We start from the raw sequence: 16,034 nt of genomic DNA on the forward strand, positions 1-16,034 counted from the left end.
ACCGCGGCGATAGTCGATCCCGTGTTCCTGCGCAGGCAGGAGCCCGTGACGGCACAGCGAGAGTGTGGTTCGTTCAGGCTGGACCACTCGCAGCGCTCCCCTGAAGGGGAGACGCGAAACGCCGCTTCCCGATGTCACCACCCCGGCGAAGGCCGGGCCCAGTCGGGTAACGGCAGAGAGGCGCGTCGCGCGTCGTCATCACCGCCGTTCCGCCTAAACCCCGGTCTTCGCCAGACCTCATAATCTTCCGTCATCCCGGTGCACGCCGGGCCCCATCTCTCCGCGAGCGTCAAAGCCGTTGATGTTCCCGTGTCCATGGGTCCCGGCGTTCGCCGGGATGACGAAGAAAACGGCGTGTTGGAGGACTTTCGCAGAGGTCTTGCCTTCGCCGGAACACGGGGAAGGGCAGGCCATCGGATCGGATTGTCGCCGACGTCGCGTCGATGCCATGGCCCGCGCGGGCGCCGGTCGCCCGTCGCCGGCGATACCCGGACACGACCCCTCCTCCTTGAAGGAGAGGGATCATGTCTGGATCGGCAGATCGGGGTGCCGCTGATCGGCCGTGAGCGGCTATGCCCCGGGCAGCGTGCCGGGGCGCAGATGTGCGAGCATGTGCGCGACGTAATCGGCCTTGCCCAGCTGCACGCCCTGCATGCGCAGGATGGCGTAGGCGGTCATCAGGTGGAAGTAGAATTGCGGCAGCGCCCAGTCGCGGGCGTACTGGACGGCGGAGAGGTCGAACACCATGCCCTGCGGCAGGGCATGGGCGATCGGCGTGGCGGGATCGACGGCGGGCATGTCGGCGACCGCCCGTTCCACCATGGCCAGCGTTTCCGCGATCCGCGCCCGTGCGTCCGCGATCGAACCGGGGTGTTCCGCCGCGTTCCGCCCCTCGTCGAGCAATGCCGTCAGCGAGGCGGGAAACGCCTCATCGCGCAGGCGGAACACCGCCTCCTGCGCCTGCACGCAGGCGAAGCGGATCTGGGTCGACAGGGGGTACATGTCGGGCGCCAGCCGCGCGGTGAGCAACGCCGCCGCATCCCCGGGCCGCTGCGCCTCCGCCTTGTCGAGCCAGGTCGAAAGAGTGGCCAGCATCTGCAGGTAGGTCGGCAGGAGGATGTCGGGCAGGTTCATGATATACTCGTCGGGAAGGATGGCCCGCCCTAGCCGGGAGGGCACGGGTGCGCCAAGCCCGGCGTTTTCGATCGTCGAGGACGCGATCCGGTGCGAAGGCGCAATTTGCTTGCGCCCGAAGGGTCCGTCGCGACATAGGCGCGGCACCATGACCGATACCGCGACCCGTTTCGACAAGTCCCGCCTGCCCAGCCGCCACGTCTCCGTGGGGCCGGAGCGCGCGCCGCACCGCAGTTACTATTATGCGATGGGCATCACCGAGGAGGAGATCGCCCGGCCGTTCGTGGCGCTGGCATCGGCGGGCAACAATTCGGCACCGTGCAACACGACGCTGGATGCGCAGGCCGATGCCGCGCAGCGCGGCGTCGCGGAGGGCGGCGGGCTGGCGCGGCGGTTCAACACCATCACCGTGACCGACGGGATCGCGATGGGGCACCAGGGGATGAAATCCTCGCTGGTCAGCCGCGAGGTGATCGCCGATTCGGTCGAGCTGTCGGTGCGCGGCCATTGCTATGACGCGCTGGTCGGCTTCGCAGGGTGCGACAAGTCGCTGCCGGGCATGATGATGGCGATGCTGCGGCTGAACGTGCCGTCGATCTTCGTCTATGGCGGATCGATCCTGCCGGGGCGGTACCAGGACCGCGACGTGACCGTGGTCGACGTGTTCGAGGTGGTCGGCCGCTACGCCGCGGGTGCCTGCCCGCTGGGCGAGGTGCATGCGCTGGAGAAGGTCGCGTGCCCCGGCCACGGGGCGTGCGGCGGCCAGTATACCGCGAACACGATGGCGTGCGTGGGCGAGGCGATCGGGCTGAGCCTGCCGAACAGCAACATGGTGCCGGCACCCTATACCAGCCGCGAGCAGATCGCGGTGGCGGCGGGCGCGCAGGTGATGGAGCTGATCGCCGCCAACCTCCGCCCGCGCGACATCTGCACGCGCGAGGCGTTCGTGAACGCCGCCCGCATCGTCGCGGCGACCGGTGGTTCGACCAACGGTGCGCTCCACCTGCCGGCGATGGCGCACGAGGCGGGGATTGCGTTCGACCTGTTCGACGTGGCCGAGGTGTTCAAGACGACGCCGTACATCGCCGACCTGAAGCCGGGCGGCAAATATGTGGCCAAGGACATGTACGATGCCGGCGGTATCTACATGCTGATGAAGACGCTGATGGCGGAAGGTCTGCTGTACGGCGACTGCCTGACCGTTACGGGCCGGACGCTGGCCGAGAATATCGAGCGGGTGACGTGGAACCCGGACCAGAAGGTCATCTATGACGCGAAGACGCCGATCACGCCGACCGGCGGCGTCGTCGGGTTGCGCGGATCGCTGGCGCCGGACGGCGCGATCGTGAAGGTGGCGGGCATGCACCGCCTGCAGTTCGAGGGGCCGGCGCGCTGCTTCGACTGCGAGGAGGATGCGTTCGCCGCGGTCGAGGCGCGCACCATCGCCGAGGGCGAGGTCGTCGTCATCCGGTACGAGGGGCCGAAGGGCGGACCGGGGATGCGCGAGATGCTGTCGACGACGGCGGCGCTGTACGGGCTGGGGATGGGCGAGAAGGTGGCGCTGATCACCGATGGCCGCTTTTCCGGCGCGACGCGCGGGTTCTGCATCGGCCATGTCGGGCCGGAAGCGGCGGAGGGCGGGCCGATCGCGCTGGTCGTCGACGGCGACACGATCCGCATCGATGCCGAGGCGGGGACGATCGACCTGCTGGTCGACGACGCGGTGCTGGCCAAGCGGCGGGCGGCGTGGCAGCCGCGGGTCAACGACTATCAGTCGGGCGCGCTGTGGCGCTATGCGCAGAATGTCGGCCCGGCCTGGGCGGGGGCGGTGACGCATCCCGGCGCGGCGGCGGAGCGGCACGTCTACGCGGATATCTGAGGGCGCCCCGGGCAGCTCCGCCACCGGCGTCGACCGACGGACCGGAACCAGTTGGCGCGGCGGGCAATCTGTCATCATGCCTCCGATTCCATCGATCCCCGTTGCCGGCCTGCCGATACTGACCGCTGCCGAAATGCGGGCGGCGGAGGAGGCGCACGGCGACCTTGCCGGGCTGATGGAGCGGGCCGGGCAGGGGGTCGCGCAGGCGGTGCGGCGGCTGGCGGCGAGCGGCGAGGTGCTGGTGCTGTGCGGACCCGGCAACAATGGCGGCGACGGGTATGTGGCCGCGGCGGCGCTGCGGCGGAGCGACCTTTCGGTACGGGTGGCGGCGGGTGGCGAGCCGAGGACGGACCTGGCCCGGGACGCGCGGGCGAGGTGGGGCGGGCCGGTCGAGGATGTCGCCACGGCGGCGCCGGCGCCGGTGCTCGTCGATGCGCTGTTCGGGACCGGGCTGTCGCGGCCCCTGCCCGACGAGATGGCGGCGGCGCTGTGCCGGCTGGCGGACGCGGCGCGGCTGCGGGTCGCGGTCGACCTGCCGAGCGGGGTGGCGACCGATGACGGGCGATGCCTGAGCGAGCCGCCGCGGTTCGACCTGACACTGGCGCTGGGCGCGGTGAAGCCGGCGCATCTGCTGCACCCGGCGGCCGGCTTCGCGGGCGAGGTCCGGGTGGTCGAGCTCGGCTTGAAGCCGCACGCCGCCGCGCGGGTGCTGGCGCGGCCGGTGCTGCCGGAACCGGGGCCGGCCAGCCACAAATACAGCCGCGGCATGGTCGCGGTGGTCGCCGGCCGGATGGGCGGGGCGGCGGAGCTGGCGGCCGAGGCGGCGCTGCGGGCCGGGGCCGGTTACGCCCTGCATCTGGGCGGACGCGATCCGCGCGCCGCGCCGCACGCAGTCGTGCGCCGGCGCTGGTCGGCAGAGGCGCTGGACGATCCGCGGATCGGGGCGGTCGTGGTGGGACCCGGACTGGGCCGCGACGACGAGGGGCGGACGCGGCTGGACGCGGCGCTGGCGAGCGGGCGGGCGGTGGTGATCGACGGCGACGCGCTCCACCTGCTCGACCCCGATGCGCTGCGGCCGGCGCCGGCGATCCTGACGCCGCATCAGGGCGAATTCGACGCGCTGTTCGGCAAGGGCGACGGCAGCCGGATCGACCGCGCGCGGGCCGCCGCCGTCCGGGCGCGGGCGGTGGTGGTGCTGAAAGGGCCCGACACGGTGATCGCGGCGCCGGACGGACAGGTGGTCGTGGCGGGCGGTGCCAGTGCGTGGCTGTCGACCGCGGGCACCGGCGACGTGCTGGCGGGTGCGACCGGCGCGATGCTGGCGAGCGGGTTGCCGGCGTTCGAGGCGGCGGCGGCGGCGGTGTGGCTGCACGGGCGCGCGGCGTCGCTGTGCGGGCGATCCTTCATTGCCGACGACCTCGCCGCCGCGCTATCGCGCGTGCGATGAGCCTGATCCTACGTGTAGCGGCGCGCGGCGACGGCGTCGCCGCCGACGGCCGCCACGCCGCCCTTGCCGCCCCCGGCGACGACCTGACCGACGATGGCCGGATCGTGCCCGGCCCGCATCACCAGCCGCCGCCGTGCCGCCACTTCCCGACTTGCGGCGGGTGCCAGCTGCAGCATCTGGACGACGAGAGCTTCCGCGCCTTCTGCGTCGACCGGGTGGCCAGCGCGCTGGACGCGCAGGGGCTGTCGGCGCCGATCCGCCCCGCGCTGCTGTCGCCGCCGCGCACCCGGCGACGCGCGACGCTGCATGCCGAGCGCGGGCTGGTCGGCTTCGCGGCGGAGGGCAGCCACCAGATCGTCGACCTGCGCGAATGCCATGTGCTGCGCCCCGAACTGTTCGCGCTGGTCGCGCCGCTGCGCACGCTGTTCCAGAAGCTGGGCCTGAAGCGGCGCGCCGACGTCCACCTGGCGATGGCCGACCAGGGGCCGGACGTGCTGGTCACCGGCTGGGCGCCGGCCGGGCTGGCGGCGGCGGAGGCGCTGACCGCCTTTTGCGAACGCCACGGGGTCGCGCGCTTCTCGGTCGACGACGGGCTGGGCGCGGAGACGCGGTGGGAGCCGCAGCCGCTGACGATCACGCTGGGCGGCATCCCCGTCGCCTTGCCGGCCGGCGCGTTCCTGCAGGCGACGCAGGACGGCGAAGACGCGCTGGTCGCGGCGGTGCGCGAGGCGGTGCACGGCGCCGCCACGGTCGCGGACCTGTTCGCCGGGCTGGGCACGTTCGCGCTGTCGCTGCCGGCCAAGGTCTATGCGGCGGAGGGTGCGCGCGACGCGCTGTTCGCGCTGAAGGCGGCGGCGCACATGCGCGGGCGGCCGGTGTTTCCCGAGCACCGCGACCTGTATCGTCGCCCGCTGACCGTGGCGGAGCTGGACCGGTTCGACGCGGTGGTGCTGGATCCGCCGCGGGCGGGCGCCCGCGATCAGGCGGCGGCGCTGGCGGGCTGCTCGGTCGCCAGCATCGCCTATGTCTCGTGCAACCCGTCGAGTTTCGCGCGCGATGCCAAGGCGATGGTGGCGGCGGGATGGCGGATCGACTGGATCCAGCCGGTCGGCCAGTTCCGCTGGTCGACGCATGTCGAGCTGGCGGCGCGCTTCACCCGCTAGACTGGATTTCGATCAGGTCTGGTCAACAGGATCGTCACCCCGGACTTGATCCGGGGTCCCGCTTGTCCCGCGTCCAGCGGGATCCCGGATCAAGTCCGGGATGACGACCGTATAAAGCTGATCGACAGCGACGGTAGGGTGCGATGCATCCCAGATGAAGCACCCGCCCCGGCGGAGGCCGGGGTCCAGTGGAGGCGGCAGAGAGTGGCGTTGCGCATCGTCAAAAGCGGCCATCTGACTGGACACCGGCCTTCGCCGGGGTGGTGGCTGTGAGTGGTTCAGCCTGGCCGGTCACACTCTGGCGGCGGGGTAGATCGCGCCGGTGAAGAACAGGCCGTCGGGCGGGGCGTTCAGGCCGAGGCGGGCGCGATCGCGGGCGGCGAGCGCCTCGCCGACCTGATCGGGCGACCAGCGGCCCATGCCGACCAGCGCGAGGCAGCCGACCATCGAGCGGACCTGATGGTGGAGGAACGACCGCGCCTCCGCGACGATCGCCACGCCATCGCCGACTCGCGCCACCTCCAGCCGGTCGAGCGTGCGGACCGGGCTGTCCGCCTGGCAATGGGCGGAGCGGAAGGTGGTGAAGTCGTGTCGCCCGACCAGCTGCGCGGCGCCCGCCGCCATCGCCGCGGCGTCCAGCGGCTGGGGTATCTGCCATGCCAGTCCCCGTTCATGGGTCAGCGGCGCGCGGCGGTTGACGATGCGGTATTCATAGGCGCGGCCGATGCACGAGAAGCGCGCGTGCCAATCGTCGGCGACCGCCTCGCACGCCAGCACCGCGACCGGGTTGGGGCGAAGCCGGGCGTTGAGCGCCTCCATCAGGCGAAAGGGCGCGATCGGCCTGGCGATGTCGCAGTGCGCGCGCATCGCCAGCGCGTGCACGCCGGCATCGGTGCGCCCGGCGGCATGGACGGCGACCCCCTCACCGGTGATGGCGAGCACCGCCGCCTCCAGCGCCTGCTGCACCGAGGGGCCGTGCGACTGGCGCTGCCAGCCCATGAAGGGCCGGCCGTCATATTCCACGGTCAGCGCGAAGCGGGTCACGGGTGCGTCACAGCCGCGTGCCCGGCGGGATCGGGAAGCCGCGGAGGAGGTCGTCGGCGGTCGCCGTGCCGCGGCCGGCGCGCTGGACCAAGGTTGGCCGAATCGCGCCGGTGCCGCAGGCGATGGCGAGGCGGGCGTCGAGGACGGTGCCGGGCGGCCGGGGGGCGACGCTCCCGTCGGCGTCGATCGCGTCGGCCGCCAGTATCTTCACCCGCTCGCCCGCCACCTCGAACCACGCACCGGGGGCGGGGTTCATGGCGCGGATCAGGCGTTCGACCGTCACGGCCGGGGCGGCGAAGTCGATGCGGGCCTCTGCCTTGTCGATCTTGGCGGCATAGGTGATGCCGTCTTCCGGCTGGGCGACGGGCGGATGACCATCGAGGTCGGCGAGCACCGTCACCATCAGGCGCGCACCCATCGCCGCGAGTTCGTCGGTCAGGGTGCCCGCCGTCTTGCCGTCGATCGCCGTGCGGCCCTCCAGCCGGACCGGTCCGGTATCCAGGCCCGCCTCCATCTGCATGATGCCGACGCCGGTCTCTGCATCGCCCGCCATGATCGCCCGCTGCACCGGTGCGGCGCCGCGCCAGCGCGGCAGCAGCGAGCCATGGACGTTCAGACAGCCGTGCCGCGGCGCCGCCAGCACCGCTCGCGGCAGGATCAGGCCATAGGCGGCGACCACCGCGACATCGGCATCCAGCGCGGCAAACGCCGCCTGTTCGTCCGCCCCCTTCAGCGAGACGGGGGTACGAACCGGGATGCCCAGTTCGGTCGCGCGCCGTTCGACCGGGGAAGGGACCAGTTCGCGCCCGCGCCGACCACCGGGGCGGGCCGGCTGGCTGTAGGCGGCGGCGACCTCGTGCTCTGCTGCGACCAGCGCGTCGAGCGTCGGCACCGCGAAGCCGGGCGTCCCCATGAAGATGATGCGCATCGCTCGCCTCTCTCCGCTGGCGCAGGGCGGTGCAACCCCCTATCTGTTCCGGCATGGCCTCTCCCGAGATCGAAGCCCTGACCCAGGCGCTCGCGCGGCTGCCCGGGCTGGGCCCGCGGTCGGCGCGGCGGGCGGTGCTCCACCTGCTGAAGAAGCGCGAGGCGGCGCTGGGTCCGCTGCTGTCGGCGCTGACCGCGGTCGAGGAGCGGCTGGAGACGTGCGCGACCTGCGGCAACGTCGATACCGCCAATCCGTGCGCGATCTGCAACGATCCCCGCCGCGATGCGCGCGCGCTGTGCGTGGTGGAGGAGGTGGCGGACCTGTGGGCGCTGGAGCGGTCGCGGCTGTTCCCCGGCCGGTTCCACGTGCTGGGTGGCCGGCTGTCCGCGCTGGAGGGCATCAGGCCCGAGGACCTGTCGGTCGACGCGCTGGTCCGCCGGATCGAGGCGGGCGGGATCGACGAGGTGGTGCTGGCGATGAACGCCACGCTGGAGGGGCAGACGACGGCGCATTATCTGGCCGAGCGGATCGACCGTTTCCCGATCCGCGTCACCCAACTGGCGCATGGCCTGCCGGTGGGGGGCGAGCTGGATTATCTGGACGAGGGCACGCTCGCCCAGGCGCTGCGGGCGCGACGGCCGGTGGGGTGACCCGATCGTGCCCGGCCGCCCCGCCGCCCCGGGCACCGATCCACCACCGGCTTGACCGCACCGCCCCCCGCGAATAGCGGACGCGGCATGGCCGTTCTCCCCATCGTCGAAGTTCCCGACCCCCGCCTCCGCCTCGTCTCCAAGCCGGTCGAGACGGTCGACGACGAGGTCCGCGCCCTCGTCCGCGACATGACCGAGACGATGTATGCCGCCAGCGGCATCGGGCTGGCCGCGATCCAGGTCGGCATCGACCGGCGCGTCGTCGTGATCGACCTGCAGGATCAGGAGGACGAGGAGGGCAAGCCGGTCCGCAACCCGCACGCCTATATCAATCCCGAGATCGTGTCGGTGTCGGACGAGCTGTCGACCTATAACGAGGGGTGCCTGTCGATCCCCGAGCAATATGCCGAGGTGAAGCGGCCGGCGGCGGCACGCGTGCGGTGGCTGGACGAGACCGGCGCGGCGCACGAGGAGGACATGAGCGGTCTGCTCGCGACCTGCATGCAGCACGAGATCGACCATTGCGACGGGGTGCTGTTCATCGACCATGTGTCGCGGCTGAAGCGCGACATGCTGCTGAAGAAGCTGGCGAAGCAGCGCCGGCTGGGGTGATGTTTCGACAGTGATGCTGTCGCTTCTCCGCGAGGCGGCAACGGCATTTCGTCCCGTCCGGCAGCGGCTCGTCGCGGCGGGGCTGTCCTAATCCGTTCGTTCCGGCTACGTTCCTCCGCATGTCAGGGAACATGGACCGAATGCCGCCCATCCGTCGCACGATGCCCGACCGCCGCGCCCCGTCGCGGGCGGCGGTGACCCGCAACTTCCTCAACATTCGCGGGGCCGCGTGATGGAGATCGTGATCGTCGGCCTGCTCGCCCTCGCGCTGGGGCTGCTCGCCGGATGGCTGGTCGCGGGGCGTCGCGCAGGCGCGATGGCGAGCGACCTCGCCGTCGCGCAATCGCGGGCGGCCGATGCCGATATCGTCCGGCAGGCGCGTGACGCCGTCGAGCGTGAACGCAACCAGGCGATGCAGGAGGTGGCCAGCCTGCGTGCCCAGACGGCCGAGCGGCAGGCGGCGCATGACGAGGCGCAGCGGCAGCTGCATCTGGCGCGGACCGCGATGCAGGACCTCGCCTCGCTCCGCGCGCAGTCGGAGGAGCGGCAGGCCGCGCATGCCGAGACGCTGCGCCAGCTGACCGAGTTCAAGGAGGCTATGAACGCCCAGTTCGGTGCCGCGGCGGTGAAGGCGCTGGAGACAGCACAGGCCCAGTTCCTCGAACGCGCGAACCAGCGCTTCATCGAATCGGAACGGACGCAGGGGCAGCGGCTGGCGGCATTGCTCCAGCCGGTCAACGATCGGCTGGTCCGCTATGAGGAGGGGGTCGCCAAGGTCGAGGCGGAGCGGCGCGATGCGTTCGGCGACCTGAAGGGGCAGATCGAGCAGATGCGGCTGGGCCAGGAGCGCGTGTCGGGCGAGGCGGCGAAGCTGGTCAACGCACTGCGCAACGCCCCCAAGGCGCGGGGCCGCTGGGGCGAGCAGCAGCTGCGCAACGTGCTGGAGACGTGCGGGCTGGCCGAGCATACGGACTTCGCGATGGAGGTCAGCGTCGCGGACGGCGAGGGCGGTCGCCTGCGCCCCGACGCGATCGTGCGGGTGCCCGGCGGCAAGTCGCTGATTATCGATGCGAAGGTGTCGCTGAACGCCTATCAGGACGCGTTCGGCGCGGTGGACGAGGGCGAGCGGCAGCTGGGCCTCGCCGCCCATGCCGCCTCGATGCGCACGCATGTAAACGGCTTGGGCAACAAGGCCTATTGGGCGCAGTTCGACGACACGCCCGAATATGTCGTGATGTTCGTGCCGGGCGAGCATTTCCTGTCGGCGGCGCTGGAGCACGACGCGACGCTGTGGGACTTCGCGTTCGACAAGCGGGTGCTGCTGGCGACGCCGACCAACCTGATCGCGATCGCGCGGACGGTGTCGGCGGTGTGGCGGCAGGAGAAGCTGGCGACCGAGGCGCGGGCGATCGGCAATCTGGGCAAGGAATTGTACGACCGGCTCGCCAAGGCATCGGAGGACCTGCGCAAGGTCGGCTCCGGCCTGACCAGCGCGGTCAACAACTACAACAGCTTCGTCAGCAGCTTCGAATCGAGGGCGCTGGTGTCGGCGCGCAAGCTGCGCGACTACAACATCGAACCCGGCGCCCGCGACCTGGCGGTGGTGGAACCGGTCGAGGCGCTCGCCCGCTATGGCGACGAGGCGCCCCGGCTGACGGAGGCGGCCGCCAGCGGAGAAGGTTGATGGGCGGAATGCATGCGGGATCGGTGGTCATCGACCGGGATGGAGAGATGTCGGGCATGGTGGCCGGTGACGTCATCGTCCGGTCCGGCGTTCGCGCCTCGATCAGCGGCATGGTCCGGGGTGATGTGGTGATCGAGGACGGAGCGGAGGTGACCGTCAGCGGCATCGTCGACGGGCGGGTGATCGGCTCGCCGGTTTCGGTGTCGGGTATCGTGGGAGCGTAAGGCAAGCGGGTTCCGTGCAAGCTGTACACGACCTTCGACCAGCCCTTTACCCCCGCTGCTGCGCCAGCACCTCGTAGGCCATGACGGCGGTGGCGACGGCGGCGTTCAGGCTGTCGGCCTTTCCCAGCATCGGGATCTTGACCAGCAGGTCGCAGGCGGCGGCATAGTCGGCGGGCATGCCCTGCGCCTCGTTCCCGGTCAGGAGGAAGGTGGGCGCGGCGTAGCGGGCGGTGCGATAGTCGTGATCGGTGTCGAGGCTGAGCCCGACCAGCTGGCCCGGTCCCTGCCGCAGCCAGGCCAGGAACGTCGCCCATTCGCAGCGGACGACCGGTACGGTGAAGAGGGCGCCCATGCTGGCGCGGACCGCCTCGATCGAGAAGGGATCGACGCACTCGCCGATCAGGATCAGCCCGCCGGCGCCCACCGCGTCGCCGGTGCGCAGGATGGTGCCGAGATTGCCGGGATCGCGCAGCCGTTCGGCGACCAGCCAGATGCCGGCCGACCGGCGGTCGAGACGATCGAGGGTGTGATCGAACTCGTCGAAGACGCCGACCACCGCCTGCGGATTGTCCTTGCCCGACAGCTTCGACAGGATGTCGGGCGTCGTCTCGATCGCCTCGCCGCCCTTGGCCTCTACCTCGTCCATCAGGGTGCGGACCAGCGGGTGGCCGGCGCTGGCGGGGGCGAAGAACAGGAGGACGGGCAGGCGCCCGGCCTCGCGCGCCTCGGTCAGGATGCGCAGTCCCTCGGCAAGGAAGCGGCGCTGCTCGCGGCGATGGCGCTTGTCGCGCAGGTCGCGGACGGTCTTGACGAGCGGGTTCGAATAGGCGGTGATCTGGCGGGGCATGGCGAGGGCGCTACACCGGTGGCGGGCCGTGGCAAAGTCGTGAGGCGGGAAAGAGGCCGACATGGCGAAGCCATGTCGTCGGTCGGCGACGCTCAGTCTTCCCCGAACTTCGCCTCGACCAGTTCGACCAGTTTGCCGACCGCGTCCTCGGCCCCGTCGCCGGTGGCGCTGATCGTGATCGTGTCGCCCATCGCGGCGCCCAGCATCATGAGGCCCATGATCGACGTGCCGGTGACGGCGCCGTCGTCCTTCTTCACCTCCACCTCGCACGACAGGCCGGACGCCAGGGTGACGAACTTGGCGCTGGCGCGGGCGTGGAGGCCGCGGCGGTTGCTGATCGTGACCTGGCGGACGATCGTCACGCTGCCGCCTCGCCCAGCACCTCGGACGCGACCGAGATATATTTGCGTCCCGCCTCGCGCGCGGCGGCGACTGCATCGACGACCTTCATCGCCTTGCGCGCGGAGCCAAGGCGGATCAGCATCGGCAGGTTCATTCCCGCGATCACCTCTACCCGGCCGCGTTCCATCAGGCTGATCGCGAGGTTCGACGGGGTGCCGCCGAACAGGTCGGTCAGCACGATCACGCCGCGCCCCCCGTCGACCTCGGCGATCGCGGCGGCGATGTCCTGCCGGCGCTCCTCCATGTCGTCGTCGGGGCCGATGGCGATCGTCGCCACGCGTTCCTGCGGACCGACGACGTGAACCATCGCCGTGACGAACTCGTCGGCCAGCCGCCCATGCGTCACCAGAACGAGACCGATCATTGGGGGCCAACCATACCGGAATGCGCTACCTAAAACTGCCTGACCACGGGCGACCCTTCCAGCGAGTCCTGCGGCGCGGCCTTCAAATCACGATGCAGGACTGTGGGCGAAAACCCTGCCCCGCACAAGAAGGCGGCGATCCGTTCGGCGACGTGAACCGACCGGTGTCTCCCTCCGGTACAGCCGATCGCGACCGACACGTACGACTTTCCCTCTGCCCTGTAGCGCGGCAGCAACAGCGCCAGCAGCTCCTCGATCCGCGACACCGCCGGCTCGTAGGCCGGATCCTGCGCGACATAGGCGGCGACGTCGGCGTCGAGACCGGTGCCCGGCTTCAGGGCGGGATCCCAGTGCGGGTTGCGCAGGAAGCGCATGTCGAAGACCAGATCGGCACCGCGGGGCAGGCCGCGCGCGAAGCCGAAGGAGGTGATCGACAGGACCGGCCGGTCGGCCCCGACGACCGCGCCGAAACTGGCGCGGATTTGCTGCGCAAGCTCGTTGGCGGACAGGTCGGTGGTGTCGAGCAGCCGGTTGGCGAAATCGCGCAAGGGGCGCAGCAGGTCGCGTTCGCGCGCGATGCCGTCGGGCGCCGGCCGGTCCTGCGCCAGCGGATGACGACGCCGCGTCTCGGCATAGCGGCGCTCCAGCTCGGTACCGGCGCAGTCGAGGAACAACGTGCCCAGCCGCAGGCCACCGGCGCCGGACAGCGCGGCGATACGGGCCACGATCATGTCCGGATCGAAGTCGCGGGTGCGGGCGCCCAGACCGACGGCGAGTGGCCGCTGCGCATCGTCGCCGCCCGGCGGGCGCGGCGAATCGAGCAGCCGGTCGAGGAGCGAGAGCGGCAGGTTGTCGACGACCTCCCACCCCATGTCCTCCAGCGTCTTCAGCACGGTCGACTTTCCCGCGCCGGACATGCCGGTGACCAGCAGGACGTCCTGGGCCGGGATCATGCCGGCAGCCCGCGGCGCAGCGCCAGTTCCACCTTGATCGGCGTGCTGGCGGCGAAGGGGTCCAGCGCGATCTCGGCCACGGCGACGCCGACGATGTCGCGGCAGGCGGGTTCCGGCAGGCGCGGCACCTCCCGGTCCAGCCGCACGATCAGCCCGACCGGGGTCGCCCCCGCTGCCAGCCATTCCACGATCCCCACGCCGCGTACCTCCATCCGCCCCGCGATCGATGCCGGGGCGTCGGCGAGCAGTGTGTCGCCGGCGCGGTGAAGATCGGTATAATCGTCGCTGACCAGGACGGCGCCACGATCGATCAGCCGGAGCGCAAGATCGGACTTGCCGGCACCCGACGGGCCCTCGATCAGCACGGCGAGACCGTCAATGGCGACGGTGGAGGCGTGGAGGCGGATGGTGGCGGCGGTCATCTATCCTCCGGCAGGGCGATGGCGGCGGCAGGAAGGCGTACGACGAAGCGGGCACCGGAGCGGCCATCGACCCGCGGCTCCACGCCGATCGCGCCGCCATGCCCCTCGACGATCGTGCGTGCAATGGCGAGACCCAGGCCGGAATGCCGCCCGAAGGCCTCGGTTTCCGGGCGGATCGACTGGAATCGCCGGAAGATCGATTCGCGCGCCTCCTCCGGCACGCCCGGACCCTCGTCCTCGACGGCGATCACCAGATCCTCGTCCTCGACGCGGCCGGTCACGGTGATGGTGCCGTGGTCGGGCGAGAAGGACTGGGCATTGTCGAGCAGGTTCTCGAACACCCGCTCCAGCCGTGCTCCCTCGCCGAGCGCGATCAGGGGTGTCCGGCCGAGGACGACGCGTTCCAGCCGGACGCCCCGCTCCACCCCGCGCGTCTCGCGCTGCGCGATCAGGCCGCCGACCATCTCGCCCAGATCGATCGGCTCGAATTCGGCACGGCTGAGTTGCGCGTCGAGGCGCGACGCCTCCGAGATGTCGGTGATCAGCCGGTCGAGGCGATGGACGTCGTCCTGCACGATCGCCAGCAGCTGCGCCTGCAGGTCGGGATCCTTGACCCGGCCGAGCCCGTCGACCGCGGAGCGAAGCGAGGCGAGGGGGTTCTTCAGTTCATGGGTCACGTCGGCGGCGAACGCCTCCGTCGCGTCGATCCGGGCACGCAGCGCCAGGCTCATGTCCGACAGCGCGCGGGCGAGCATGCCCAGCTCGTCGCGGCGGGAGGGGAGGCGCGGCACCACGACCTCGCGCGCGCGGCCCAGCCGGACGCGCACCGCCGCCCGCGCCAGCCGGCGCAGCGGCCGCACGATCGTCCGGGCGAGAAACAGCGAGAGCAGGACCGAGATGATGGTGACCGCCATCAGCACGACGCTGAGCCGGAACCGCTCGATCCGGACGGTGCGGGTGATGGCGCGGGCGTTGATCGCGGTCAGCACGACGGTGCCGTCGGCCATTCCCGCCGCCGCGGTGATGACGGGGGTGCGATCGGGCGCGCGCCAGACGGTGGCGGCGACCGCGCCGTGATCGCGCGCGGCCTGCACCTCCGGCCAGGTCGCGGGATCGGTACGGTCGCGGTAGAGCGGCGGGCGAGCGGCGCCGACGATGGTATCGATCGCGCCGTCGAGGAATCGGGCGGCGCGCTGGTCCAGGCCCTGGCGATCGGGATCGCGCAGCACGAAGTTGCGCACGCCGACGCCGCGACTGTCGCGCAGGATGCGGCCGTCCGGCGACAGCAGCCGGATACGCGCGCCGGTATCGCGGGCGAGCTTGCGCAGGAGCGGCTGCCGGTCGCCGGTGACGGCGTTGAGCGCCTCCGCGATCAGTCGCGCCTCCCGTGTCGCCTGGACGACGCGATTGTCGACGATCCGCGAACGATAGGAATCGAGATAGAAGAAGCCGCCGGCGAGGAGCAGCAACGCGATGATGTTGACCGCCAGGATGCGCGCGGTGAGCGACACCCGGCCCGACCAGCGCAGCGCCAGGTCGCGGCCGTCGGCAGCACCGTCGTCGGCGCCGTCACTCGTCGGAGAAGCGATAGCCGGCGCCATAGAGTGTCTCGATCGCGTCGAAGGCGGGATCAACGGCGCGGAACTTGCGCCGCACCCGCTTGATGTGGCTGTCGATGGTGCGATCGTCGACGTAGATGTCGTCCTGATAGGCCGCATCCATCAGCTGGTTGCGCGTCTTCACCACGCCGGGGCGCTGCGCCAGCGTCTCGAGGATCAGGAACTCGGTGACGGTCAGCGTGACGGGTGCGCCATTCCAGCTGGTGCGATGCCGTGCGGGATCCATCGCCAGCCGGCCCCGCTCCAGCGGCGCTGCGGTCGCCTCGTCGCCGGCCCCCGCGGGCAGCTGCGGCTCGGCACGGCGCAGGATGGCGCGGATACGCGCGATCAGCAGCCGCTGCGAGAAGGGCTTGGCGATATAGTCGTCGGCACCCATCGCCAGACCCAGCGCCTCGTCCAGCTCGTCGTCCTTCGAGGTCAGGAAGATCACCGGCGTGCCCTGCTTCTCGCGCAGGCGGCGGAGCAGTTCCAGCCCGTCCATCCGCGGCATCTTCACGTCGAAGATCGCGAGGTCGGGCGGATTGTCGGCCAATGCCTTCAGCGCCGCCTCTCCATCGGAATAGACGCGCGTCAGAAACCCCTCGGCCTGGAGAGCGATCGAGACCGATGTCAGGATGTTGCGGTCGTCGTCGACCAGAGCGATCGTGGCCGTCATGCACGTC

At 71.2% G+C, this 16,034-nt stretch carries 17 protein-coding genes; 7 read left to right on the forward strand and 10 right to left on the reverse strand.

Annotation, left to right across the window (positions count from 1 at the left end; genetic code table 11):
• Positions 1-570 precede the first annotated feature (570 nt).
• Positions 571-1,134, reverse strand: a complete 564-nt coding sequence (locus tag ABC319_RS02165) for a DUF1993 family protein (protein ID WP_413068655.1) — start codon at positions 1,132-1,134, stop codon at positions 571-573.
• Between the two features lie 148 nt (positions 1,135-1,282).
• Here ABC319_RS02165 and ilvD point away from each other — a divergent pair, with 148 nt between their 5' ends.
• The 3 genes from ilvD (at position 1,283) to ABC319_RS02180 (ending at position 5,623) form a co-directional block, all read left to right on the forward strand.
• Positions 1,283-3,013, forward strand: a complete 1,731-nt coding sequence (ilvD, locus tag ABC319_RS02170; protein WP_413068656.1) for a dihydroxy-acid dehydratase — start codon at positions 1,283-1,285, stop codon at positions 3,011-3,013.
• 76 nt (positions 3,014-3,089) lie between these two features.
• On the forward strand, positions 3,090-4,460 hold the full coding sequence (locus ABC319_RS02175; protein WP_413068657.1) for an NAD(P)H-hydrate dehydratase: 1,371 nt from the start codon (positions 3,090-3,092) through the stop codon (positions 4,458-4,460).
• Positions 4,457-5,623 (forward strand): class I SAM-dependent RNA methyltransferase, encoded by a 1,167-nt coding sequence (locus tag ABC319_RS02180; RefSeq protein ID WP_413068658.1) that lies wholly within the window; start codon positions 4,457-4,459, stop codon positions 5,621-5,623. Before ABC319_RS02175 ends, ABC319_RS02180 begins: the two co-directional genes overlap by 4 nt.
• A gap of 291 nt (positions 5,624-5,914) precedes the next feature.
• Here ABC319_RS02180 and truA read toward each other — a convergent pair whose 3' ends face one another.
• The gene (gene truA, locus ABC319_RS02185) at positions 5,915-6,667 is read right to left on the reverse strand and encodes a tRNA pseudouridine(38-40) synthase TruA (protein ID WP_413068659.1); all 753 of its coding nucleotides are present in this window, start codon (positions 6,665-6,667) and stop codon (positions 5,915-5,917) included.
• Positions 6,668-6,674: 7 nt separating this feature from the next.
• Positions 6,675-7,595: a methionyl-tRNA formyltransferase gene (gene fmt / locus ABC319_RS02190; RefSeq protein ID WP_413068660.1), complete on the reverse strand. Its 921-nt coding sequence runs from the start codon at positions 7,593-7,595 to the stop codon at positions 6,675-6,677.
• Between the two features lie 53 nt (positions 7,596-7,648).
• Here fmt and recR point away from each other — a divergent pair, with 53 nt between their 5' ends.
• The 4 genes from recR to ABC319_RS02210 all read left to right on the forward strand — a co-directional run bounded on the left by recR (position 7,649) and on the right by ABC319_RS02210 (position 10,765).
• On the forward strand, positions 7,649-8,245 hold the full coding sequence (gene recR, locus ABC319_RS02195; protein WP_413068661.1) for a recombination mediator RecR: 597 nt from the start codon (positions 7,649-7,651) through the stop codon (positions 8,243-8,245).
• Positions 8,246-8,332: 87 nt separating this feature from the next.
• Positions 8,333-8,857: a peptide deformylase gene (gene def, locus ABC319_RS02200; RefSeq protein ID WP_413068662.1), complete on the forward strand. Its 525-nt coding sequence runs from the start codon at positions 8,333-8,335 to the stop codon at positions 8,855-8,857.
• A 229-nt stretch (positions 8,858-9,086) separates the two neighbouring features.
• Positions 9,087-10,541, forward strand: a complete 1,455-nt coding sequence (gene rmuC / locus ABC319_RS02205) for a DNA recombination protein RmuC (protein ID WP_413068663.1) — start codon at positions 9,087-9,089, stop codon at positions 10,539-10,541.
• Positions 10,541-10,765 (forward strand): cyclic nucleotide-binding domain-containing protein, encoded by a 225-nt coding sequence (locus ABC319_RS02210; RefSeq protein WP_413068664.1) that lies wholly within the window; start codon positions 10,541-10,543, stop codon positions 10,763-10,765. Before rmuC ends, ABC319_RS02210 begins: the two co-directional genes overlap by 1 nt.
• Positions 10,766-10,811: 46 nt before the next feature.
• Here ABC319_RS02210 and ABC319_RS02215 read toward each other — a convergent pair whose 3' ends face one another.
• The 7 genes from ABC319_RS02215 to ABC319_RS02245 all read right to left on the reverse strand — a co-directional run bounded on the left by ABC319_RS02215 (position 10,812) and on the right by ABC319_RS02245 (position 16,027).
• Entirely contained in the window at positions 10,812-11,612 is an 801-nt protein-coding gene (locus ABC319_RS02215; protein ID WP_413068665.1) for a TrmH family RNA methyltransferase, read from the reverse strand.
• Between the two features lie 92 nt (positions 11,613-11,704).
• Positions 11,705-11,974, reverse strand: a complete 270-nt coding sequence (locus ABC319_RS02220) for an HPr family phosphocarrier protein (protein ID WP_413068666.1) — start codon at positions 11,972-11,974, stop codon at positions 11,705-11,707.
• Positions 11,971-12,378 carry a PTS sugar transporter subunit IIA gene (locus ABC319_RS02225; protein ID WP_413068667.1) on the reverse strand — a complete coding sequence of 136 codons (408 nt, stop codon included), beginning with the start codon at positions 12,376-12,378 and terminating at the stop codon, positions 11,971-11,973. The genes ABC319_RS02220 and ABC319_RS02225 overlap by 4 nt, the downstream gene beginning before the upstream one ends.
• A 29-nt stretch (positions 12,379-12,407) precedes the next feature.
• Complete coding sequence (gene rapZ / locus ABC319_RS02230) at positions 12,408-13,331, reverse strand: RNase adapter RapZ (RefSeq protein ID WP_413068668.1); 924 nt, start codon at positions 13,329-13,331, stop codon at positions 12,408-12,410.
• A complete protein-coding gene (locus ABC319_RS02235) occupies positions 13,328-13,753 on the reverse strand; it encodes an HPr kinase/phosphorylase (protein ID WP_413068669.1) in 426 nt (141 codons plus the stop codon). Before ABC319_RS02235 ends, rapZ begins: the two co-directional genes overlap by 4 nt.
• On the reverse strand, positions 13,750-15,354 hold the full coding sequence (locus ABC319_RS02240) for a sensor histidine kinase (RefSeq protein WP_413068670.1): 1,605 nt from the start codon (positions 15,352-15,354) through the stop codon (positions 13,750-13,752). The genes ABC319_RS02235 and ABC319_RS02240 overlap by 4 nt, the downstream gene beginning before the upstream one ends.
• A complete protein-coding gene (locus ABC319_RS02245) occupies positions 15,323-16,027 on the reverse strand; it encodes a response regulator (RefSeq protein ID WP_413068671.1) in 705 nt (234 codons plus the stop codon). Before ABC319_RS02245 ends, ABC319_RS02240 begins: the two co-directional genes overlap by 32 nt.
• Positions 16,028-16,034 lie beyond the last annotated feature (7 nt).

The organism is Sphingomonas phoenicis, from assembly GCF_047238005.1.
Classification (GTDB): Bacteria; Pseudomonadota; Alphaproteobacteria; order Sphingomonadales; family Sphingomonadaceae; genus Sphingomonas.